General features: G+C 69.1%; 20 protein-coding genes and 2 pseudogenes. 9 read left to right on the forward strand and 13 right to left on the reverse strand.

All coding sequences use genetic code 11. The features are described from left to right. Position 1: 1 nt before the first annotated feature. The 5 genes from ACFT7S_RS30665 to ACFT7S_RS30685 all read left to right on the forward strand — a co-directional run bounded on the left by ACFT7S_RS30665 (position 2) and on the right by ACFT7S_RS30685 (position 2,457). Entirely contained in the window at positions 2 to 601 is a 600-nt protein-coding gene (locus ACFT7S_RS30665; protein WP_382737439.1) for a hypothetical protein, read from the forward strand. A 68-nt stretch (positions 602 to 669) separates the two neighbouring features. Then, on the forward strand, positions 670 to 849 hold the full coding sequence (locus tag ACFT7S_RS30670) for a hypothetical protein (protein ID WP_362848058.1): 180 nt from the start codon (positions 670 to 672) through the stop codon (positions 847 to 849). A gap of 114 nt (positions 850 to 963) precedes the next feature. After that, positions 964 to 1,398: a BlaI/MecI/CopY family transcriptional regulator gene (locus ACFT7S_RS30675; RefSeq protein WP_382737406.1), complete on the forward strand. Its 435-nt coding sequence runs from the start codon at positions 964 to 966 to the stop codon at positions 1,396 to 1,398. A gap of 9 nt (positions 1,399 to 1,407) precedes the next feature. After that, positions 1,408 to 1,977 carry an amino-acid N-acetyltransferase gene (locus tag ACFT7S_RS30680; protein WP_382737407.1) on the forward strand — a complete coding sequence of 190 codons (570 nt, stop codon included), beginning with the start codon at positions 1,408 to 1,410 and terminating at the stop codon, positions 1,975 to 1,977. Between the two features lie 144 nt (positions 1,978 to 2,121). Then, positions 2,122 to 2,457 (forward strand): Lsr2 family protein, encoded by a 336-nt coding sequence (locus ACFT7S_RS30685; RefSeq protein WP_382737408.1) that lies wholly within the window; start codon positions 2,122 to 2,124, stop codon positions 2,455 to 2,457. Here the strand turns inward: ACFT7S_RS30685 and ACFT7S_RS30690 are convergent. Next, entirely contained in the window at positions 2,436 to 3,020 is a 585-nt protein-coding gene (locus tag ACFT7S_RS30690) for an SCO3374 family protein (protein ID WP_382737409.1), read from the reverse strand. The two genes, ACFT7S_RS30685 and ACFT7S_RS30690, sit on opposite strands and share 22 nt — an antisense overlap. A gap of 430 nt (positions 3,021 to 3,450) precedes the next feature. Between ACFT7S_RS30690 and ACFT7S_RS30695 the strand changes: the two genes are divergently transcribed. Beyond that, positions 3,451 to 5,979, forward strand: a complete 2,529-nt coding sequence (locus ACFT7S_RS30695; RefSeq protein ID WP_382737410.1) for an ATP-dependent Clp protease ATP-binding subunit — start codon at positions 3,451 to 3,453, stop codon at positions 5,977 to 5,979. Positions 5,980 to 6,151: 172 nt separating this feature from the next. Here the strand turns inward: ACFT7S_RS30695 and ACFT7S_RS30700 are convergent, their stop codons facing one another. The 4 genes and pseudogenes from ACFT7S_RS30700 to ACFT7S_RS30715 all read right to left on the reverse strand — a co-directional run. Then, positions 6,152 to 6,448 carry a hypothetical protein gene (locus tag ACFT7S_RS30700; protein WP_382737411.1) on the reverse strand — a complete coding sequence of 99 codons (297 nt, stop codon included), beginning with the start codon at positions 6,446 to 6,448 and terminating at the stop codon, positions 6,152 to 6,154. Between the two features lie 160 nt (positions 6,449 to 6,608). Beyond that, a pseudogene (locus ACFT7S_RS30705) lies at positions 6,609 to 6,812 on the reverse strand (NACHT domain-containing protein); the annotation flags it as partial. 19 nt (positions 6,813 to 6,831) lie between these two features. Beyond that, entirely contained in the window at positions 6,832 to 7,269 is a 438-nt protein-coding gene (locus ACFT7S_RS30710; RefSeq protein ID WP_382737443.1) for an NACHT domain-containing protein, read from the reverse strand. Between the two features lie 366 nt (positions 7,270 to 7,635). Beyond that, positions 7,636 to 7,797 (reverse strand): annotated as a pseudogene (locus tag ACFT7S_RS30715) (hypothetical protein); the annotation flags it as partial. Between the two features lie 514 nt (positions 7,798 to 8,311). On the opposite strand from ACFT7S_RS30715, the gene ACFT7S_RS30720 reads away from it, so the two are divergent. Next, on the forward strand, positions 8,312 to 9,031 hold the full coding sequence (locus tag ACFT7S_RS30720; RefSeq protein WP_382737412.1) for a M23 family metallopeptidase: 720 nt from the start codon (positions 8,312 to 8,314) through the stop codon (positions 9,029 to 9,031). A gap of 7 nt (positions 9,032 to 9,038) precedes the next feature. Here the strand turns inward: ACFT7S_RS30720 and ACFT7S_RS30725 are convergent, their stop codons facing one another. Then, the gene (locus tag ACFT7S_RS30725; protein ID WP_382737440.1) at positions 9,039 to 9,623 is read right to left on the reverse strand and encodes a TetR/AcrR family transcriptional regulator; all 585 of its coding nucleotides are present in this window, start codon (positions 9,621 to 9,623) and stop codon (positions 9,039 to 9,041) included. Positions 9,624 to 9,766: 143 nt separating this feature from the next. Here ACFT7S_RS30725 and ACFT7S_RS30730 point away from each other — a divergent pair, with 143 nt between their 5' ends. After that, positions 9,767 to 11,350: an MDR family MFS transporter gene (locus ACFT7S_RS30730; protein ID WP_382737413.1), complete on the forward strand. Its 1,584-nt coding sequence runs from the start codon at positions 9,767 to 9,769 to the stop codon at positions 11,348 to 11,350. A 56-nt stretch (positions 11,351 to 11,406) separates the two neighbouring features. Here ACFT7S_RS30730 and cseC read toward each other — a convergent pair whose 3' ends face one another. The 5 genes from cseC to ACFT7S_RS30755 form a co-directional block, all read right to left on the reverse strand. Continuing rightward, complete coding sequence (cseC, locus tag ACFT7S_RS30735; RefSeq protein ID WP_382737441.1) at positions 11,407 to 12,927, reverse strand: two-component system sensor histidine kinase CseC; 1,521 nt, start codon at positions 12,925 to 12,927, stop codon at positions 11,407 to 11,409. Continuing rightward, positions 12,816 to 13,529 carry a two-component system response regulator CseB gene (cseB, locus tag ACFT7S_RS30740; protein WP_382737414.1) on the reverse strand — a complete coding sequence of 238 codons (714 nt, stop codon included), beginning with the start codon at positions 13,527 to 13,529 and terminating at the stop codon, positions 12,816 to 12,818. The genes cseC and cseB overlap by 112 nt, the downstream gene beginning before the upstream one ends. Positions 13,530 to 13,559: 30 nt before the next feature. Further along, on the reverse strand, positions 13,560 to 14,303 hold the full coding sequence (locus tag ACFT7S_RS30745) for a hypothetical protein (protein WP_382737415.1): 744 nt from the start codon (positions 14,301 to 14,303) through the stop codon (positions 13,560 to 13,562). Next, entirely contained in the window at positions 14,291 to 14,929 is a 639-nt protein-coding gene (locus ACFT7S_RS30750; RefSeq protein ID WP_382737416.1) for a SigE family RNA polymerase sigma factor, read from the reverse strand. The genes ACFT7S_RS30745 and ACFT7S_RS30750 overlap by 13 nt, the downstream gene beginning before the upstream one ends. A 155-nt stretch (positions 14,930 to 15,084) precedes the next feature. Further along, the gene (locus ACFT7S_RS30755; RefSeq protein WP_382737417.1) at positions 15,085 to 15,987 is read right to left on the reverse strand and encodes an A/G-specific adenine glycosylase; all 903 of its coding nucleotides are present in this window, start codon (positions 15,985 to 15,987) and stop codon (positions 15,085 to 15,087) included. Positions 15,988 to 16,300: 313 nt separating this feature from the next. Here ACFT7S_RS30755 and ACFT7S_RS30760 point away from each other — a divergent pair, with 313 nt between their 5' ends. Continuing rightward, positions 16,301 to 17,041: a hypothetical protein gene (locus ACFT7S_RS30760; protein WP_382737418.1), complete on the forward strand. Its 741-nt coding sequence runs from the start codon at positions 16,301 to 16,303 to the stop codon at positions 17,039 to 17,041. 116 nt (positions 17,042 to 17,157) lie between these two features. Here the strand turns inward: ACFT7S_RS30760 and disA are convergent, their stop codons facing one another. Together disA and radA are read right to left on the reverse strand one after the other, a co-directional pair. Further along, on the reverse strand, positions 17,158 to 18,282 hold the full coding sequence (gene disA, locus ACFT7S_RS30765; RefSeq protein WP_382737419.1) for a DNA integrity scanning diadenylate cyclase DisA: 1,125 nt from the start codon (positions 18,280 to 18,282) through the stop codon (positions 17,158 to 17,160). Between the two features lie 80 nt (positions 18,283 to 18,362). Further along, positions 18,363 to 19,775 (reverse strand): DNA repair protein RadA, encoded by a 1,413-nt coding sequence (gene radA, locus ACFT7S_RS30770; protein WP_382737420.1) that lies wholly within the window; start codon positions 19,773 to 19,775, stop codon positions 18,363 to 18,365. Positions 19,776 to 19,825: the final 50 nt, after the last annotated feature.

A 19,825-nucleotide genomic window follows, 5' to 3' on the forward strand; every position in this document is an offset into this window, starting at 1 on the left:
CATGGCGTTCAGTGCGGACGAGCTGCGTGTGCTCCGACGCGTCCTCGCCATCGCCCTCCACCCCACGCCCTTGCCCGAAGAGGATGTCCAGGACTGCCTGCGGCTCGCGGAGGCCGTGGACGAGGCGGTCGGTGAGGCCGGCAGGCTGCGCGCCTTCCTCCTCGCCGATCTCGCCCGCTACCGTGGAGCCCTCCCCGGCTCCGTCTCCGGCTATCTGGAGCTCCTCCAGGACGCCCTGGCCGCCGGATACGACCCCCGCCCCGACGATCTGGCCGCACTGCGCGCACTGCGCGGGAAACCCCTCGCGGCGGCCCTCCTGGAACGCTGCCAGGTGCTCGCCGAACGCTCCGTCCGTGCCCGCCTCGCGGGACGCGCCGTCCCCGTGACGGCCCCGGCGCCGCGCAGTCGCCTGCTCGCCCTGCCGGGCGGCCTCGCCGCAGCGCAGGAGCCCGACCGGCCGAAGACCCCGAAGACCCCGAAGGCCCCGCCGGCCCCGGCCCGCCCGCCCGTGCCCGGGGAGCGCCCCATGCCGAAGCCTTCCGAGGTCTTCCCGCCCCGCCGCCGCCCCGTCACTCCGTCCGAGGAGCGCGCCGCGGGCTGACCGGTCCGCCGCGCCCTCCCCGGGAGGGCGCGGACTCCGGCCGCACCGGGCTCGCTACTCTGGACGGTATGGACTACGTATCCGCGCTTCTGCCCCCCGTGGTGATGGCCGCTTTCTTCATCGGTCTCGTCGTGACGATCGTCAAGAGTCAGGGCGGTCCGAACAAGACCAAGGAGGACGCGGCCGTGGATGCCGCGATCTCCCGCGCGGAATCGGTCCAGCAGACCCCACGGGCCGAGGGCGCCTGACCGCGCCCGACCCAGGAACCGAGTAAGGGCGTACGGCTCGTGAGTGACGAGCTGTACGCCCTTTTGCTGTGTAAATAACCATCCATTCCAGACATCTAGCACTAAGGTGACGCTGTGCCTCGCCAATTGGGAGAGCTGGAAGACGCCGTGATGACACGGGTCTGGCAATGGAACCGTCCGGTCACCGTGCGGGAAGTTCTCGAGGACCTTCAGCAGGAACGGTCCATCGCGTACACGACGGTCATGACGGTAATGGACAATCTCCATCAGAAGGGCTGGGTCCGCAGGGAAGTCGACGGCCGCGCATATCGATATACGGCGGTCTCCACCCGTGCCGCGTACTCGGCCGCACTGATGAACGAAGCCTGGTCCCACAGTGACAACCCGGCTGCGGCTCTTGTCGCCTTCTTCGGCATGATGTCGGCCGAACAGCGCGAGGCTCTGCAGGACGCGATGCGCATCGTTCTGCCTACCTTCCCCGAACCGCCCGCAAGTCCGGTCGGTGAGACAACCCCGGCCGATGACACGGAGCCGGAGACCGGGCGATAGCGTCTGGGCATGTCCTCAGAGCTGCCGCAAACCCAGCCGGATACCGAGTTTCATACCGACCCGTCGGTAAATAGTCCCGCCATCACCGTCCGCCGTGCCAGGACGACCGATGTGACGTCGGTCCGCAGCCTCCTTGACGGGTACGTCTCCGAAGGCATCCTGCTCGACAAAGCAACAGTGACGCTTTACGAGGACATCCAGGAGTTCTGGGTCGCGGAACGCGACGAGGACGCCCGTGTCATCGGTTGCGGTGCACTCCATGTGATGTGGGAAGACCTCGCCGAAGTGCGCACTCTTGCCGTCGATCACAGCATCAAGGGCGCCGGAGTGGGGCACCAAGTGCTGGACAAGCTCTTGCAGACCGCGCGCTGGCTGGGCGTGCGCCGGGTTTTCTGTCTCACCTTCGAAGTCGACTTCTTCGCGAAGCACGGCTTCGTCGAGATCGGAGAGACGCCGGTCGACACAGATGTCTACAGTGAGCTGCTGCGTTCCTATGACGAGGGTGTCGCGGAGTTCCTCGGTCTCGAACGAGTGAAGCCGAACACCTTGGGCAACAGCCGGATGCTTCTGCACCTGTGATCGGCAGAAGCCGCCGTAACCCTATGTCCGAATCGCGCATGTTTCCCGTGTTCTTGCACTCCTGAACCTCTCCCAGGGGTTTGTGTTTTTCGGGGAAAAGCGGTTTCCTTTCCGCGTACTACATTTTCGATGAAAGGAAATCCAGTGGCACAGAAGGTTCAGGTCCTTCTTGTCGATGACCTCGACGGTGTCGAGGCGGACGAGACAGTGACGTTCGCACTTGACGGCAAGACGTACGAGATCGACCTCACCACGACCAACGCGGACAAGCTCCGTGGTCTTCTTGAGCCGTACACCAAGGGTGGCCGTCGTACCGGTGGCCGCGCCGCGACGGGCCGTGGCAAGGGCCGCGCCGTCACCGGTGGCAACAAGGACACCGCCGAGATCCGTAAGTGGGCTCGCGAGAACGGCCACAATGTGAATGACCGCGGCCGTGTTCCCGCGGAGATCCGCGAGGCTTACGAGAAGGCCAACGGCTGAGCTGTCGGCCTTTCGGTCAGCAGTCCGGTCCGGGCACGCGTCAGTCGCGCCCGGTGGCATTCCGTCGCGGCGACGTTCACCAGCCGTGCGAGATCGGGAACATCCCCACCCCTGTTCCCGAAGTCGACGAGGGCCGGGAGCATCGGCTCGACCTCCTGCCTCGGCTCGGGGGGCCGCAGCCAGAGCGCGGCCCCCGGCGAGCCGGCCGTCCAGCCGGGCGGTGCCGGGGCGGTGATCCGCCCGCCGCTGCCGACGGCGGTCAGATCGAGGGCGATTCCGCCCCATTCCAGCCAGTCGAGCAGCCCCGGCAGCTCATCGGCGCTTCCCGCAGCCACCAGCAGTCCCATCCGCTGCCCGGTCAGTGCCACCGGACCCGTACGCCCCAGCCGCCGCAGCGCGGCGTGACCGGCGTCGGCAGGCAGCTCCAGCACATCGAAACGCAGCCCGGTCAGCAGACGCACCGGCGTCCCCTCCGCGGTGGCCCAGCCCAGCTCCCGCTCGTACCACAGCGCCCTGTCGTCGGCGTCGGGCGACGAGCGGGGAGACGGGACGGTGAGGGTCATGCCCGATGAACCGTCGAAGCACCCCCGGGGTTACGCGGAGTCGGTGACCGATTGCCCTGCGTGCCCGGTATGGGGGCGTGCGGGCGCATCCGGCAGCGCAAAGATGTTCGCCCGTAGCTGAGGGAACCGGGGCACGCCGCATGGACTGTCAGTAGTTGCGGGTAAGACATCCCTAGTGGGAAGGGGCGACACGCAGGCCGATACCGTCTCACGTTCGCCATCGGCGTACTGGCGAAAGGGGTATCTGCCTGGCCTGCGGGAACATCGTCTCGCACCATCGGGTTGGAGCAGTTGTCGGCGTTCCGGGCAGGAGGCCAAGAACGGGTGTCGGCAGTTGGAATGAGCGGTCCCCGCTTGCGGGACTAAGCTGCGGAAGGACAGGGAGGGGACCGACCCCTTACTGCCTGACCGCTCTGAGGAGCGATTAACGATGTTCGAGAGGTTCACCGACCGCGCGCGGCGGGTTGTCGTCCTGGCTCAGGAAGAAGCCCGGATGCTCAACCACAACTACATCGGCACCGAGCACATCCTCCTGGGCCTGATCCACGAGGGTGAGGGTGTCGCCGCTAAGGCCCTGGAGAGCCTCGGGATTTCGCTCGAGGCGGTCCGCCAGCAGGTGGAGGAGATCATCGGTCAGGGCCAGCAGGCCCCGTCCGGACACATCCCCTTCACCCCCCGAGCCAAGAAGGTCCTGGAGCTTTCGCTCCGCGAGGCCCTTCAGCTGGGTCACAACTACATCGGCACCGAGCACATCCTGCTCGGCCTGATCCGCGAGGGCGAGGGCGTCGCAGCCCAGGTCCTCGTGAAGCTGGGCGCCGACCTGAACCGGGTGCGGCAGCAGGTCATCCAGCTGCTCTCCGGGTACTCGGGAGGCAAGGAGGCGGCCACAGCGGGCGGCCCCGCGGAGGGCACGCCCTCCACGTCCCTGGTGCTCGACCAGTTCGGCCGGAATCTCACCCAGGCCGCTCGTGAATCCAAGCTCGACCCGGTCATCGGGCGCGAGAAGGAGATCGAGCGGGTCATGCAGGTGCTGTCCCGCCGTACCAAGAACAACCCGGTTCTCATCGGCGAGCCCGGCGTCGGCAAGACGGCGGTCGTCGAGGGCCTGGCACAGGCCATCGTCAAGGGCGAGGTGCCCGAGACCCTCAAGGACAAGCACCTCTACACGCTTGACCTCGGCGCCCTGGTCGCGGGTTCCCGCTACCGCGGTGACTTCGAGGAGCGCCTGAAGAAGGTCCTCAAGGAGATCCGCACCCGCGGCGACATCATCCTGTTCATCGACGAGCTCCACACCCTGGTGGGTGCGGGCGCCGCCGAGGGCGCGATCGACGCCGCGAGCATCCTCAAGCCCATGCTGGCGCGAGGCGAGCTCCAGACCATCGGTGCCACGACGCTCGACGAGTACCGCAAGCACCTGGAGAAGGACGCCGCTCTCGAGCGACGCTTCCAGCCCATCCAGGTCGCGGAGCCGTCGCTGCCCCACACCATCGAGATCCTCAAGGGTCTGCGCGACCGTTACGAGGCCCATCACCGGGTCTCCATCACGGACGAGGCGCTGGTCCAGGCCGCGACGCTGGCCGACCGGTACATCTCGGACCGCTTCCTGCCGGACAAGGCGATCGACCTGATCGACGAGGCCGGCTCCCGGATGCGCATCCGCCGGATGACCGCGCCGCCGGACCTCCGCGAGTTCGACGAGAAGATCGCGGGTGTCCGCCGCGACAAGGAGTCGGCCATCGACTCCCAGGACTTCGAGAAGGCGGCGTCTCTCCGCGACAAGGAGAAGCAGCTGCTGGCGGCGAAGACCAAGCGCGAGAAGGAGTGGAAGGCCGGCGACATGGACGTCGTCGCCGAGGTCGACGGCGAGCTCATCGCCGAAGTCCTGGCCACGGCCACCGGAATCCCGGTCTTCAAGCTGACGGAGGAGGAGTCCTCCCGTCTGCTGCGCATGGAGGACGAGCTTCACAAGCGCGTCATCGGGCAGAAGGACGCCATCAAGGCCCTTTCGCAGGCGATTCGCCGTACGCGAGCCGGTCTGAAGGACCCGAAGCGCCCCGGTGGCTCGTTCATCTTCGCCGGTCCGTCCGGTGTCGGTAAGACCGAGCTCTCCAAGACGCTCGCCGAATTCCTCTTCGGCGACGAGGACGCACTGATCTCCCTCGATATGTCGGAGTTCAGTGAGAAGCACACGGTTTCCCGTCTCTTCGGTTCGCCCCCCGGCTACGTGGGCTACGAAGAGGGCGGACAGCTCACCGAGAAGGTGCGCCGCAAGCCGTTCTCCGTCGTCCTCTTCGACGAGGTCGAGAAGGCCCACCCCGATATCTTCAATTCCCTGCTCCAGATTCTGGAAGACGGTCGCCTGACCGACTCCCAGGGCCGGGTCGTGGACTTCAAGAACACGGTCATCATCATGACGACCAACCTCGGGACCCGGGACATCTCCAAGGGCTTCAACCTGGGCTTCGCCGCCCAGGGCGACGTCAAGACGAACTACGAGCGGATGAAGACCAAGGTCAACGAAGAGCTCAAGCAGCACTTCAGGCCCGAATTCCTCAACCGCGTCGACGACACGGTCGTCTTCCACCAGCTGACCGAGGAAGACATCATCCAGATCGTCGACCTCATGGTCGCCAAGGTGGATGAGCGCCTCAAGGACCGCGACATGGGCATCGAGCTCAGTGCCGAGGCCAAGGCTCTCCTGGCGAAGAAGGGCTACGACCCCGTGATGGGCGCCCGGCCGCTGCGCCGGACGATCCAGCGCGAGATCGAGGACATCCTCTCCGAGAAGATCCTCTTCGGTGAGCTGCGCCCCGGTCACATCGTGGTCGTCGGTACGGAAGGCGAGGGCGAGGAGAAGAAGTTCTCGTTCCGCGGCGAGGAGAAGTCGGCACTGCCCGACGTTCCTCCGATCGAGCAGGCGGCAGGCGGCGCCGGCCCGAACATGACGAAGGACGCCTAGCAGCGTCGTAGTCAGCAGGTACGAAGGGGCTGCCCCGGACCGTTATCGGTTCCGGGGCAGCCCCTTGTTCTGCGGCCCGGTCAGCGCGCAATGCGCAGGCCGTCGGTGCCGACGAGTTGCACTGTGGGGTCCTTGACGGTGACCTCGAGGCCGGGCAGAGCCTGGAGCGGGGTCAGGTCCAGCGGCTCCGGTGGCCGTCCTCGATCAACTCCTTGGCCGCCAGGAAGTCCTGGAAGGTGCGGTGGACGAACTGGTAGGTGTCGTCGGTGCGTTCCTGGAGGAGGCCGTTGCGGTTCAGAAGGTGCGTCAGGATCTCCTCCGCCGCGCCCTGGGCACGTACGCGTTCCATGCCCGACAGGGCAGGGTCCAGCTGTCGCAGTGCCTGTTCGCGGGAGAATTCCGACTGCCCCTCGCGCACCAGCCAGACCGCGATGCGCTGGAGCAGCTGGATCTGCTCCTCGACGTCCATCGTGATGCCCGTCGCGCAGGGCGGTGTTCTGGGTGAAACGGTGCGCCAGGTCCTGTTCCAGCTCGGTCAGATGCTCGTGGTCGTCACCGTCCAGCCGGGCGGCCCTGTGCCACGCCCCCACAAAGGACCGGATGTCCTCGTTCCGCATCGGCAGCAGGCGTAACTCCTCGAAGTCCTGCGACCTCAGCCAGTCCGGTTCGACGGCCAGTGGGCGTACGGTCGCCACGCACCGGATGCCGGGGTAGCGCTCCAGCAGCCGGGACAGCCAGTCGTGGGCCTCGTCGCGGTCCTCCTGCGGGACCTCGTCCAGGCCGTCGACCAGCAGCAGCGCGCCCGGCCGGATTCCAGGACCCGGCCCGCCCAGCCCTCCGGCGGGTCGTCGATCACCAGCCGGGCGGCGGCGGGCAGCCGGCGGGCCCGGGGAAGATGCCGCCCCGGGCGCGCAGCGTGCGCAGGGGGACGACGAAGGGCACCAGGCCGTTGAGGGCGTCCAGCCGCTCGGGGAGGGTGCGCGCCGAGGCGTGCGCGGCCAGCCGCCGGATCAGGGTGGTCTTCCCGGTGCCCGCGTTGCCGCGCAGCAGCACCCGGGGGCGGTCGGAGAGCAGCGCGTAGATGCGCTGCGGCGCCGAGGGCGGGCGCTGCCCCGCACTGTCGTCGGGAGGCTGGGCCTCCAGGCTCAGATACGCGGTGTCGAGGTCCCACTCGGTCTCGTTCTTGTTCAGCTCATCGAGGCCGAAGACCTTCGTACGCCGGTAGGCGGCGCCGACCGAGGCCGCGTACTCCTCCTCGTACTGCCGGTCCCTCGGGTGGTGGCCGTGCACCTTCTCGCAGGCAGCGGCTTGCCGGTGGCCTGTTCGTACAGGAGCTGGACCGGCCGGGCGGCGGCGAGCGTGGAGAGCGCGACGCACTCCACCCGTCGGCCGCCGCGCTGCCGGGGGATCTGGCGGGCGACGGCGAGGAGCACGTTCCCGGCGAAGACCGGGCCGCCGGACAGGCCCCGGAGCGTGGGGACGCCGTGGTCGTCGGTGGCCGGGGGCGGGCCGTCGAGCTCGCAGACCATCAGGCTGCGCATCCGGCTCGCCATGGGCAGGACCGTGGCCGTGCACTGGTCGGTCTCCAGATGCTCCCCGGGGCCGTACCGCTGGATGTCCGGGAAGCCGGTGATCTCGCAGTCGTGGAGCGGCCAGCCGTACCGGTGGGACGAGAAGCACCGGTTCCGCGGCGAGGAGGAGCGCGGCGTCCAGGTCGTGGTCGATCCAGGCGACGGTCGCGTCCCGGTGCCCCGCCAGGCCGGGGTGTGCCACCCGGCTCCGGCTGCCGCCCTTGACCACATGGGCGCAGGTCAGCACCAGCCGGTCGGTGAGCAGGACGCCGCTGCCGCCGGGCCGTGGGTGTCGTCGCTGGCCATGGTGTCCCCCGAGAGCTGGGCCGCTTCCCCGTCAGCGTAGTCAGCCCGCAGGCCGAAGGTCCCGAATCGGACGGTCTTTGGTCCCACCGGCGGTGACAAGGCGCACAGCCCTTCCGGGGCCTACTAGCTGCCTTAGGAGAGGTTGCCGTGATCGCGGATGGGACTTCCGTCCCGGGCAGGGAGGGGTCCTTCGGTGAAACGGAGCGATGTGCCCGGAAGGCCGCCCCATGTCCGATTAGGGCCGTTTCGAACTGGGCTTAAACGCATTCCGGAAAATAGATTTCCGGGTGTCGCGAAGGCCTGCGCGCGGGGCCGTCGCCAACGGATTCCCGATGCACCGACTACGGCTTTTCTTCGTAGATGGGGTGTTTGAACCGGGATGGGGGTGCGGGTTACCAAGGTGGAGCACGTCCGGCAGAACGCCGGGTTCACTCACAACCGGAGGACTTCCCCGTATGTCGAAGCGCGTTACGTTCCAGCAGTCCGCCCGCCCGTCCCTGTCCCGAGTCCGTGGCACCGTGGTCGCCGCATCCGTGGGTGCATCGATGGTGCTCGGTGCGGGCGCGGCGTTCGCGGCCTCCGGTACGGCGAACACCACCAGCACTGTGGCTCTCGCCGGTGCCGCCGGCTCCGTCGCCCAGCAGGCGGAGGTGCAGAGCAAGGCCGCCGCGTCCGCGAAGAAGGCAGCAGCCGAGAAGTCGGTCAAGGCGAAGGAGGCGGCGAAGAAGAAGGCCGCCGCCGCGAAGAAGAAGGCCTCCTCCTGGGAGGCCCCCGTCGAGAAGTACACCCTGAGCGCCACCTACGGCACCGGCGGCGCCCGCTGGGCCGCGAAGCACTCCGGTCAGGACTTCGCCGTCCCGATCGGCACCAAGGTCGAGGCCGCGCACGCCGGTACCGTCGTCAAGGCGGGCCCGAACGGCGGCGGCGACGGCCCCGCGTACGGCAACGCCGTCGTGATCAAGCACTCCAACGGCAAGTACTCGCAGTACGCGCACCTGTCGCAGATCAACGTGAAGATCGGCCAGACCGTGAAGACCGGCCAGAAGATAGCCCTGTCCGGCAACACCGGAAACTCCAGCGGCCCGCACCTTCACTTCGAGATCCGGACCACCCCGAACTACGGTTCCGCGCTCGACCCGGTCTCGTTCCTGCGTTCCGTGAACGTCTCGCTCTGACGCAGCACTATGCGGAGTGACCCGGGTCGTGTGCCCGGGTGACCAGTTCGACGGCGACCTCGAGGACAGCCTTGCGCTTCTCCTCGGGGTCGCCGTCGATGTCTTTGAGGGCGAACATGCCGGCGTGCATCGTGAAGAGCGCGCTGATGCAGCGCACCTGGTCGGAGAGTGACGCCTCGGGGTCCTTGATCAGGTCGATCAGGGCGATGACCCGGCCCTTGATGGTCTCGCCGATGCTCAGGTCGCGTACGGTCGCCTGGTTCTCCTGCATGAAGCGGAAGAGGGGGGCGGCGCCGGCGAGCGCGTCGCCGTAGCGGACCAGGATCTCCTTCTTCGTCTCCAGGGTGCGGGGCTGCTCCTTGCCCCAGACCAGCAGCTCCTCGATGGGCCGGTTGAGGTCCTCGAAGATGCTGTTGAGGATGTCTTCCTTGGTCTTGAAGTGGTAGTACAGCGCGGCCTTGGTGACATCGAGGTGCTCGGCGATCTCGCGGAGCGACGTCTTCTCGTACCCCTGTTCGGCGAAGAGCTCCAGAGCCACATCCTGAATGCGCTGGCGCGTGTTGCCGCGCCGGGGCTGCGGCGTGCTGCCCATGCTCATGGTGCTCTCCCATACTTACTTGACGCCCGGCTAGTTACGGGTCTAACTTTCCCCAGTGTAGTGAGCTAGCCGGGCGGCAAGTAAGTCCCCCGGCGGGCGGGTGACAGTGAACCGGGGAAACAGGGGGAGTGGGAACCATGGCGGACCTGAAGAAGGCGGCGGACAGCACGGCGTCCGGGAAACCGGAACCACAGGCGCGCAGCGTACGGGTGGTGATTCTGGCGCTGATGATCGCGATGCTGCTGGCCATGCTCGACAACCTGATCGTCGGCACCGCCATGCCGACCATCGTCGGTGACCTCGGCGGCCTGGAGCATCTGTCCTGGGTGGTCACCTCCTACACCCTGGCCACGGCCGCCTCCACCCCCATCTGGGGCAAGCTCGGTGACATGTACGGGCGCAAGGGCATCTTCCTCACGTCCATCGTGATCTTCCTGATCGGCTCCGTCCTGAGCGGAATGGCCCAGGACATGAGCCAGCTCATCGGCTTCCGGGCGATCCAGGGCCTCGGCGCGGGCGGACTGATGGTCGGCGTCATGGCGATCATCGGCGATCTGGTGCCGCCGCGGGAGCGCGGCAAGTACCAGGGCATGATGGCCGGCGTCATGGCGATCGCCATGATCGGCGGCCCGCTGGTCGGCGGCACCATCACCGACCACCTGGGCTGGCGCTGGAGCTTCTACATCAACCTGCCGCTCGGCGCGGTCGCGCTGGCCATGGTCACCGCCGTGCTGCACCTGCCGAAGACGCAGCGCAGGAAGGCGAAGGTCGACTATCTGGGTGCCGGGCTGCTGACCGTGGGCATCACCGCGATCGTGCTGGTCACCACCTGGGGCGGTACGGAGTACGCCTGGAGCTCGGCCGTGATCATGGAGCTCATCGCCGTCGGCGTGGCCTCCCTCGTCGGCTTCGTCTTCGTCGAGACGAAGGCGGCCGAGCCGATCATTCCGCTGCACATCTTCCGGAATCTCAACTTCACGCTGATGTCGGTCATCGGCTTCATGGCCGGCTTCGTGATGTTCGGCGCCGTGCTCTTCCTGCCGCTCTTCCAGCAGACGGTCCAGGGCGCGTCGGCAACCAACTCCGGTCTGCTGCTCCTGCCGATGCTGCTCGCGATGATGATCGTCTCGCTGATCGCCGGCCGTGTCACCACCAGCACCGGCAAATACAAGATCTTCCCGATCGTGGGCAGCGCCCTGATGGTGGCGGGCCTGTTCCTGCTCGCGCAGATGGACACCAGTACGTCGGAGTTCACCTCCGGCATCTACATGGCGGTGCTCGGGGCCGGCATGGGCTTCCTGATGCAGATCACGATGCTCGTCGCGCAGAACAGCGTCGAGCTCAAGGACATGGGCGTCGCCTCGTCCGCGACCACCCTCTTCCGTACGCTCGGCAGCTCCTTCGGTGTCGCGATCATGGGCGCACTGTTCACCGGAAAGGTGCAGGACGAAATGGCGGCGCGCGGCGGCGGAGGCGCCACCGAGAAGTCCGCGCAACTGGACGCGGCGAGCCTGGCGAAGCTTCCGGACCCGGTGCGTGAGGCGTACGAGTTCGCCGTGGCATCCGGCACGCACATCGCCTTCCTGGTGGGCGGCTCGGTCGCCGTACTCGCCCTGGTGGCGGCGCTGTTCGTCAAGGAGGTCCCGCTGCGGGGCGCGGCGGCCCCCGCGGCCCCCGTCGATGAGCCGACTCCGACGGCCAAGGAGTCGCAGACCGTCTAGGACACGCTCACCGGTTCCTTCAGGTATCCCTTTCGTCCTCGGTCATTCGTCCTCGGTCATTCGTCCTCGGTCAACGGGCGGGCTCGGTCCTTCGAGCCCGTCCGTTTCCTTGTGAGCCTGTCCCGCTTCCTGAGCCCGTCCGGCCGCCGCTGCTCCGCGAGCTTGAGGACCGGGAAACTGCCGGTGTCCGTCGGCGCGTGCTCCGGGAGCCACAGCACTGCGATCGCGCCGCCCGGCCGCTCGGCCCCGTCCTCCCGGGCCACATTGCGGAAGGTGAGCCGGGCGCCCAGCACCCGCGCCTGGCCCGCCGCGATCGTCAGCCCCAGGCCGTGCCCCTGCCCGGCCCGGTCGCTGCTCCCGGTACGGAACCGGCTCGGCCCCTCCCGCAGCAGCTCCTCCGGGAACCCCGGCCCGTGGTCGCGTACCCGCACCACCCGGCCCTCGACCGTGACCTCCACCGGCGAGGCCCCGTGCTTGGCCGCGTTCCCCAGCAGGTTGCCCAGAATGCGTTCCAGGCGCCGCGGATCGGTGGAGACCCACGACTCGTGGATCACCCGCACCGTGACGTCCGGGCCCAGCCGGGCGATCCGTCGGCTGACGAACTCGCCGAGCGGCAGTTCCTGAAGCTCCGCCCGCTCCGAGGCACTGTCCAGCCTCGCGACCTCCAGCACGTCCTCGACCAGCGTCCGCATCGCCTGCGCCCGGTCGCGTACGAGCTCCGTGGGACGCCCCGGCGGCAGCAGCTCGGCCGCCGTGAGGAGCCCCGTCACCGGCGTACGCAGCTCATGGGCGATATCGGCGGTGACCCGGCGCTCCGCCTCGATGCGTTCGTTCAGCGCGTCCGTGAGCGCGTCCACCGCGCCGGCCAGCTCATCGGTCTCGTCGCGGACAACTCCGCCGACGGCCTCCCTGACACGTACCTCCGTATTGCCCTGCGCGACCTTGCCCGCCGCCGCTGCCGCCTTGCGCAGCCGACGGGACAGCTGTCCGCCGATCAGCACGCCCAGCGCGGAGCCACCCAGCACGGCGCAGACCGAGCCGATGATCAGGGCACGGTCGAGGTCACTCATGATCGTGGCGCTGCGGTCGGCGAAGCGGGTGTGCAGCGAGAGGATGTCGCCGTTGGCCAGCGGGACGGCCGCCCAGACGTCGGGCACGCCGTTCTCGTACTCGTCGACATGGGTGGCACGGCGGTTGCCGCGGACCTCGTCGCGCAGGCTCTTGGGCATCGCGGAGTCGTTGAGCTTCGCACCGAACTTGGGCGTGCTGTTCTTCGCGTTCGTGGCCTCGTACAGCCGCTGCGCGAACAGGAGCCGTTCCAGCTGCACCTCGCGCGCGTTCTCGATCATCGAGACGCGCGCGGCGTTGTGGACGACCAGGCTCAGCGCCACCGCGATGAGCGCGCCGACGGCCGCGATCGCGATGCTGATCTTCCAGCGGACACCGGTCCGCAGGGCCCGCCCGTTCATGCTCTGAGCTTGTAGCCGAAGCCGCGGACCGTCTCGATCCGGTCCTGCCCGATCTTGGTCCGCAGCCGCTGCACATGGACGTCGACGACCCGGGTGTCCCCGCCCCAGCCGTAGTCCCAGACCCGCTCCATCAGCTTGTCGCGCGAGAGCACGGTGCCGGGCGTGGAGGAGAACTCGAGCAGCAGCCGCATCTCGGTGGGCGTGAGCCCCACCTGCCGGCCCCCGCGGCGTACCTCCATGCCCTCGGTGTCGATCTCCAGGTCACCGAAGACCAGCACGCCGTCGGTCTCGTACGGCGACTCGCTGCCCGTACCGCCCTGCTGCCCGCTCGTCCCGGCCGCATGACCGAAGCGGCGCAGCACGGCGCGGATGCGGGCGACGAGCACCGCTCCGTCGAACGGCTTGGTGACGTAGTCGTCCGCCCCGGCCTCCAGGCCGAGCACCACATCGATCGAGTCGGCGCGCGCCGACAGCATGATCACGGGCACGGTCGACTCGTCCCGGATGCGACGGCACAGGCTGACGCCGTCCAGGCCCGGCACCATCACGTCGAGGAGAGCGATGTCCGGGCGGTCGGCCCGGAACGCCTCCAGGCCGGAGAGGCCGTCCGGCATCGCGGTGACGACGAATCCGTCCCGCTCCAGCGCGAGCTGGGTGGCCTCGCGGATCACGTCGTCGTCCTCGACGAAGAGGACGTGGGTCTCGGCCATGCGACTGCTTTCCGTACGGTCGGTTCTCGGTCAGTTCTTGGACGGCTCGACCTGCGTGGGGAGCTCGCCCTCTCCGCTGCTGACGGCCCGGTTGAAGTCGTTCTGCACGCGGTCGTGCTCGCTGAACCGGTCGTCCGCCCAGTGGTACGTGATCACTTCCTCGCCGGAGGGGTACGCGACCGAGTCCTTCGATCCGTACACCTGCGTCGTCACCACCAGATCACCGCGGTCGATCGTGCCGTAGACCGCGGGCATCTCGGCCGCGAAGACGTTCTCGTACGAGCCGTCGTCGCGCGGCCGGTAGACGTACGTGCCGATGCCCACCGAATCCCCGCAGGTCATCACGTTGACCACGACATCGGCGGCCGGGCCGTCGGTCAGTGATCCGTACGAGGTGTCGACGGGGTACTCGTCCCCGGAGCAGGGCCTGAGATCGGTCCTGACCCGTGGGCTCACCTCGGAGTCCCGCTTCAGGAGCGCCACGGCGTTCACCCGCTTGGTGGGCTGTGACGTCGTCGAGGGAGCGGCGAGCGAGGGCGTGACCCGGGCGACCGGCTGCGAACCGGCCGGGCCCTCGTCCCGGGTGCCCGTACCGCCCGCGGAACAGCTGACGCAGAACAGCCCGAAGGCGGCGAGCCCGGCCATTGCCGTGCTGCTCGCCGCCAGTCCGGCACGGAGTCCGCTGCTCCGGCGGGCCGTGCCGGCCGTTCCCTGGCCGTCATGTGGTGCGCCGCCGCTGTCTGTGCCGTCGCTGGTGCCTGTCAGGCCGCGCACCGCTCCCGCCCCCGCTCGTCGTGACGCCCGTCGTGCCGCACCGGTGTGTGTGCACGTGCCGGTGTGTGCGCACGCACCGGCGATCCGGGCGCGCGACGCGCGGCTGCCTCGCGGCTGCGGGCCTCCTGGCTCGCAGCCTCGCGGCTCTCCAGTTCCTGGCGCAGTCGCGCCAGCGCCCGGTGCAGCGTGCTCTTCACCGTACCCGCCGACATACCGAGTGCAGCAGCCGTCTCCTCCGTGCTCATCTGCTCCCAGTGTCGCAGCACGACGACGCTGCGCTGCTTGGGAGCCAGTACACCCAGGACGTCCATCAGCAGGGCACGGTCGGCGCGCTGCTCCGTACCGTCCTCGACGCTCGCGTCGGGAAGCTGCTCGGTGGGGACCTCTTCGAGCTTGCGGGCCCGCCACCACTCCGTACGCGTGTTGATCATGACGCGGCGCAGGTAGGCGTCGGCGAGGGACTTGTCGGCGATGCCGTCCCAGCGGCCGTACGTACGCACCAGAGCGGTCTGCAACAGGTCCTGCGCGTCCACGGGGTCGGGGACGAGACGCCGTGCACTGCGCAGCAGGGCATCCTGCCGGGTGCGTACGTAGTCCTCGAATGCGAGCACCTCGCCCTGCGCCATTACAACCGCCTCCGTCCCCGTGGAACCCCGTGTTCACTGCTGTCGGAGACGCTACGGAGGCGTTGTCACGAGGCTGTCCGGAGCAGCCATACGCGGACGCACGGCTGCCCATCGGTTGTGTAACAGCGCAGGCGGCCGGGGGCCCGGCCGGGGGCTCAGGTCAGCGGCAGCCGGTACTGGCCGTCCGGCAGCGGTTCGACCAGGCCGTCGGCGACCAGGCCGTCGAGCGCCCGCGCACGCTGTACGGGCTCGTCCCACACCGCGTCGAGCGCGGACTGACCGACCGGTGCCACCGCCTCACGCAGGACGGCGAGCAGCCTGCCCCGCACCTGCCGGTCGGTACCGGCGTACGTCTGGCCCCGGCGCGGCGGTCCCTGGTGCGCGGGCTTCCCGGCGAGCAGCCAGGCACACTGCCCGGCGATGGGGCACTGCGAGCAGTCCTCGTTCTTGGCGGTGCACACCAGCGCGCCGAGTTCCATCGTCGCGGCGGCCCAGCGGGCCGCGCGTTCGTCCTCCTCGGGGAGCAGCGCCCGGGCGAGCTTGCGCTCGGCGGCGGTGGTCGCGTTCGGCGGGTACTGGATGCCGGTGGCCGCGCGGGCGAACACCCGGCGGACGTTCGTATCGAGCACCGCGTGCCGTTGGCCGTACGCGAACGAGGCCACGGCCGCCGCCGTGTACTCGCCGATGCCGGGCAGCGCCAGCAACTGGTTGTGCTCGCTCGGCACGTCGCCGCCGTGCCGTTCCGTTATCGCCTGCGCGGCCCCGTGCAGGCGCAGGGCCCGGCGGGGATAACCGAGGCGGCCCCAGGCGCGGACCGCTTCACCCGGCGCGTCGGCGGCCAGGTCGGCGGGGCGTGGCCAGCGGGCCACCCACCGCTCGTATACGGGGAGAACGCGGCTCACCGGGGTCTGCTGCAGCATGAACTCGCTCACCATCACACCCCAGGCGCCCGCTTCGGGGCGGCGCCAGGGGAGATCGCGGGCGTGCTGCTCGAACCATCCGATGACGGGGGTATGGAGGGATGCGGGGGGCGTGTGTGTCGAAGTCGTGGCAGTCATCGCCCGACGATCCTGGCACGGAAGGGAGGGCGATGGTCACGGGCGCAGGGGTGTCGCCCTTCCGGAGGGCCCACGGGGTGATGACGCCACCCGTTCTGTCCCCTGTGCCCGTGTCGGGGACCTGTCTTCGGGGAACTCCGTGATGATGATCCGCAAAACTTGACGATCAGAGCGGCGGGTGGGGCGGGAGTTGGGCCGGATCTCTCGTAGAGTTTGCGCCGTGGGATCTATGCGCAATCCGGTCGGGCCGCTTCCCTCCTCCATCTACTGGCGACGGAGGGCAGTTGCGGCATCGCTGATTGGGCTGCTCGCATTGCTGATCGCATGGGCCGTCACCTTCGGTGGGGGCGACGGGAACACCGGCGACGCGAAGGCCGGCGGACCTGATCCCGCACCCTCGATCACGCCCGGGCCTTCGGGTTCGGGACCCGCGATCAGCCAACAGCCGGGCGGCCGCGACGAGTCCGGCTCCGACGGGGACGCGGGCTCGGACGGAAGCAACGGCGACACCGGGCCGGGCGACACGGGCGACACCGGGCCCGGCGACACAGGCGGTACGGGCAGCACGGACACCGCCGGTTCCGGCGGGGCTTCGGGCAGCGCTTCCGGAGGCTCTTCGGGTGCCGAGCAGGTACCGGCCGGTTCCTCGCTCCCCGACTGCAAGCCCGCGGCGCTGCGGCTGAGCCTGAAGACGGCGGTCAGTTACGGCCCCGACGACAAGCCGGTGTTCCAGCTGATCGCCAAGAACACCTCGGCCACCGCCTGCAAGGCCGACTTCGGCCCGAAGAACGCGGTGCTCACCATCACCGAGGCCGGCGGCGAGGACGACCGCATCTGGTCCTCCGAGGACTGCCCGGCAGCCCCGGGCCACCTGTTCCTGAAGGTCCCCGCGGGCGCGACGGTCGTCCACACGGTGGAGTGGAACCGTAAGAAGAGCAGTCCCGAGTGCGCTTCCGCCCCCACAACGGAGGCAGGCCCCGGCACGTACCTCCTCGAAGCCAAGGCCCCGGGCGAACCGCTCCAACGAGCCTCCTTCGTCCTGCCGAAGGACTAGGACCTGTCCGGCGGATCATGGCCGGGGTCACGACCCTGATCCGCCGCAACCCGTCCGGCGTTTGAGGACAAGGGCGGCCGCCGACGCACCGGCACCCGCCCCACCTCGCCGCCCCTCTAGACGTACCGCTCGAGAATCGAAGACTCCGCCAGCCGCGAAAGCCCCTCGCGCACGCTCCGCGCCCGCGCCTCCCCGACCCCGTCGACCGTCTGAAGGTCGTCCACGCTCGCGGCAAGCAGCTTCTGCAGACCACCGAAGTGCTCCACCAGCCGGTCGATGATCGCGCCCGGCAGCCTCGGCACCTTCGCCAGCAGCCGGAATCCCCGCGGCGACACCGCGGAGTCCAGCGTCTCCGGCGAGCCGCTGTACCCCAAGGCCCGTGCGACGACCGGCAGTTCCAGCAGCTCCGTATGGGACAGCGCGTCCAGCTCGGTCAGCGCCTCGGCGACCGTACGGGATCGTTTCGCCGTCGGCTCCGGCACATAGTCGCGTACGACAAGCTCCCGCTCCGGTTCCACGCCCGCGATCAGCTCGTCCAGCTGAAGGGAGAGGAGCCGGCCGTCCGTGCCCAGCTCCACCACGTACTCGGCGATCTCCGTCGCGATCCGGCGGACCATTTCCAGGCGCTGCGCGACGGCCGTCACGTCCCGGACGGTCACCAGGTCCTCGATCTCCAGCGCGGAGAGCGTGCCCGCGACCTCGTCCAGCCGGAGCTTGTACCGCTCCAGCGTGGCGAGCGCCTGGTTGGCGCGCGACAGGATCGCGGAGGACTCCTCCAGGACCCGGCGCTCCCCGTCCACGTACAGCGCGATCAGGCGCATCGACTGGGAGACCGATACGACCGGGAAGGCGCAGGCCTTCGAGACCCGGTCCGCCGTGCGGTGCCGGGTGCCGGTCTCCTCCGTGGGGATGGACGCGTCCGGAACCAGCTGCACGCCGGCCCGCAGGATCTTCGTCATGTCCTTGTCCAGGATCAACGCACCGTCGAGCTTGCACAGCTCACGCAGCCGCGTCGCGGTGAACTCCACGTCCAGCACGAATCCGCCGGTACACATGGATTCGACTGTTTTGTCCATGCCGAGAACGATCAGCCCGCCGGTGTTGCCCCGGAGGATGCGCTCCAGGCCGTCCCGCAGGGCCATTCCGGGCGCGACCGCGCTCAACGAGGCGCGCATCAGCGCCTCGTTACTGGTGCCTTGGCCGGACTTTCCGGGCGATGCTGCCCGGTCGTTGGCTGCCACTGCACTCCTCCGGTCACAGGTTTGCGGTGCCCTTGCGTCCCTAATACCGTTCGTACGGGCGGGCGAGACCAGGGCAAAGTCTACCGGCGCGCATTGTCCTCCTGTGGTCCGTCCGGACGAGACCGGCGCGGGAGCACTCTGAGGGCATCGCCTATGTCGGCGACTTCCGTGACCTTCATACCCGACGGCACCTTTCCCGGGTCGCTCGGCACGAGTGCGTGCGTGAACCCGAGGCGGTACGCCTCGGCCAGTCGGCGTTGCACCCCCGTCACGCGCCTGACCTCGCCCGCAAGGCCAACTTCGCCGATCGCGACCAGGTTCTTGGGGAGCGGGGTGTCGCTCGCCGCACTGGCCAGGGCCAGCGCGATCGCCAGGTCCGCGGCGGGCTCGGTCAGCTTCACGCCGCCGACCGTCGCACTGTAGATGTCCCGCTTGCCGAGCGCACTGATCCGCCCCCGCTGCTCCAGCACCGCCAGCATCATCGACACCCGGGACGTCTCCAGACCGGAGGTCGTGCGCCGGGGCGAAGGGATCTGCGAGTCGACCGTCAGCGCCTGCACTTCGGCGACGAGCGGCCGCTTGCCCTCCAGCGTGACCGTCAGGCACGTCCCCGGAACCGGCGCGTCGCGCCGCGTGAGGAAGAGGCCCGAGGGGTCGGCGAGACCGGTGATCCCCTCGTCGTGGAGCTCGAAACAGCCGACCTCGTCCGTCGCCCCGTAGCGGTTCTTGACGCCCCGGACGAGACGGAGACGGGCATGGCGGTCGCCCTCGAAGGACAGCACCACATCGACGAGGTGCTCCAGGAGCCGCGGCCCGGCGATCGCGCCGTCCTTGGTGACATGGCCGACCAGCAGCGTCGCCATGCCGCGCTCCTTGGAGGCCCGGATGAGTGCCCCGGCCACCTCCCGGACCTGTGCCATACCGCCGGGCGCGCCCTCGATCTCGGGCGAGGCCACGGTCTGTACGGAGTCGAGGACGAGCAAGGACGGCTTGACCGCGTCCAGGTGGCCGAGGACCGCGGACAGGTCGGTCTCCGCCGCGAGGTAGAGGTGGTCGTTGATGGCCTTGATCCGGTCGGCGCGCATCCGCACCTGACTCGCGGACTCCTCGGCCGTGACGTACAGCGTGCGGTGGTCCTCGCTCGCCGCCTTGGCCGCCACATCCAGCAGCAGCGTCGACTTCCCGACACCTGGTTCGCCCGCGAGCAGCACGACGGCGCCCGGCACGAGCCCCCCGCCCAGGACGCGGTCGAGCTCGCCGACGCCGGTCGAGCGGGCGGTGGCCTGGCGGCTGTCGACCTGGCCGATGGGGACGGCGGCGGTGGAGACGCGGCCGGCAGCCGTCGTGCGCACGGCAGGGGCGCCGCCGAATTCCTCGACCGTCCCCCATGCCTGGCATTCGGGGCAACGGCCGAGCCACTTGGCGGTCGTCCAGCCGCACTCGGTGCAGCGGTAGGACGGCCGGTCCTTCGCGGATTTCGTACGGGCAGCCATGGCGCCACCGTATAGGTGAGGTCTGACAGTCCCGACCGGCGCAGGGGCGC

This window comes from Streptomyces sp. NPDC057136, assembly GCF_042670885.1.
GTDB lineage: Bacteria > Actinomycetota > Actinomycetes > Streptomycetales > Streptomycetaceae > Streptomyces.

What these genes read in the sequence shown, in the direction of transcription:
- ACFT7S_RS30680 (WP_382737407.1), top strand. Translation starts at nt 1,408, where the DNA reads ATGTCCTCAGAGCTGCCGCAAACCCAGCCGGATACCGAGTTTCATACC.
- ACFT7S_RS30750 (WP_382737416.1), bottom strand. Translation starts at nt 14,929, where the DNA reads ATGGCGCAGGGCGAGGTGCTCGCATTCGAGGACTACGTACGCACCCGG.
- ACFT7S_RS30665 (WP_382737439.1), top strand. Translation starts at nt 2, where the DNA reads ATGGCGTTCAGTGCGGACGAGCTGCGTGTGCTCCGACGCGTCCTCGCC.
- ACFT7S_RS30725 (WP_382737440.1), bottom strand. Translation starts at nt 9,623, where the DNA reads ATGGGCAGCACGCCGCAGCCCCGGCGCGGCAACACGCGCCAGCGCATT.
- radA (WP_382737420.1), bottom strand. Translation starts at nt 19,775, where the DNA reads ATGGCTGCCCGTACGAAATCCGCGAAGGACCGGCCGTCCTACCGCTGC.
- ACFT7S_RS30690 (WP_382737409.1), bottom strand. Translation starts at nt 3,020, where the DNA reads ATGACCCTCACCGTCCCGTCTCCCCGCTCGTCGCCCGACGCCGACGAC.
- ACFT7S_RS30700 (WP_382737411.1), bottom strand. Translation starts at nt 6,448, where the DNA reads ATGGACGTCGAGGAGCAGATCCAGCTGCTCCAGCGCATCGCGGTCTGG.
- ACFT7S_RS30695 (WP_382737410.1), top strand. Translation starts at nt 3,451, where the DNA reads ATGTTCGAGAGGTTCACCGACCGCGCGCGGCGGGTTGTCGTCCTGGCT.
- cseB (WP_382737414.1), bottom strand. Translation starts at nt 13,529, where the DNA reads ATGGCCGAGACCCACGTCCTCTTCGTCGAGGACGACGACGTGATCCGC.
- ACFT7S_RS30730 (WP_382737413.1), top strand. Translation starts at nt 9,767, where the DNA reads ATGGCGGACCTGAAGAAGGCGGCGGACAGCACGGCGTCCGGGAAACCG.
- ACFT7S_RS30720 (WP_382737412.1), top strand. Translation starts at nt 8,312, where the DNA reads ATGTCGAAGCGCGTTACGTTCCAGCAGTCCGCCCGCCCGTCCCTGTCC.
- ACFT7S_RS30755 (WP_382737417.1), bottom strand. Translation starts at nt 15,987, where the DNA reads ATGACTGCCACGACTTCGACACACACGCCCCCCGCATCCCTCCATACC.
- ACFT7S_RS30670 (WP_362848058.1), top strand. Translation starts at nt 670, where the DNA reads ATGGACTACGTATCCGCGCTTCTGCCCCCCGTGGTGATGGCCGCTTTC.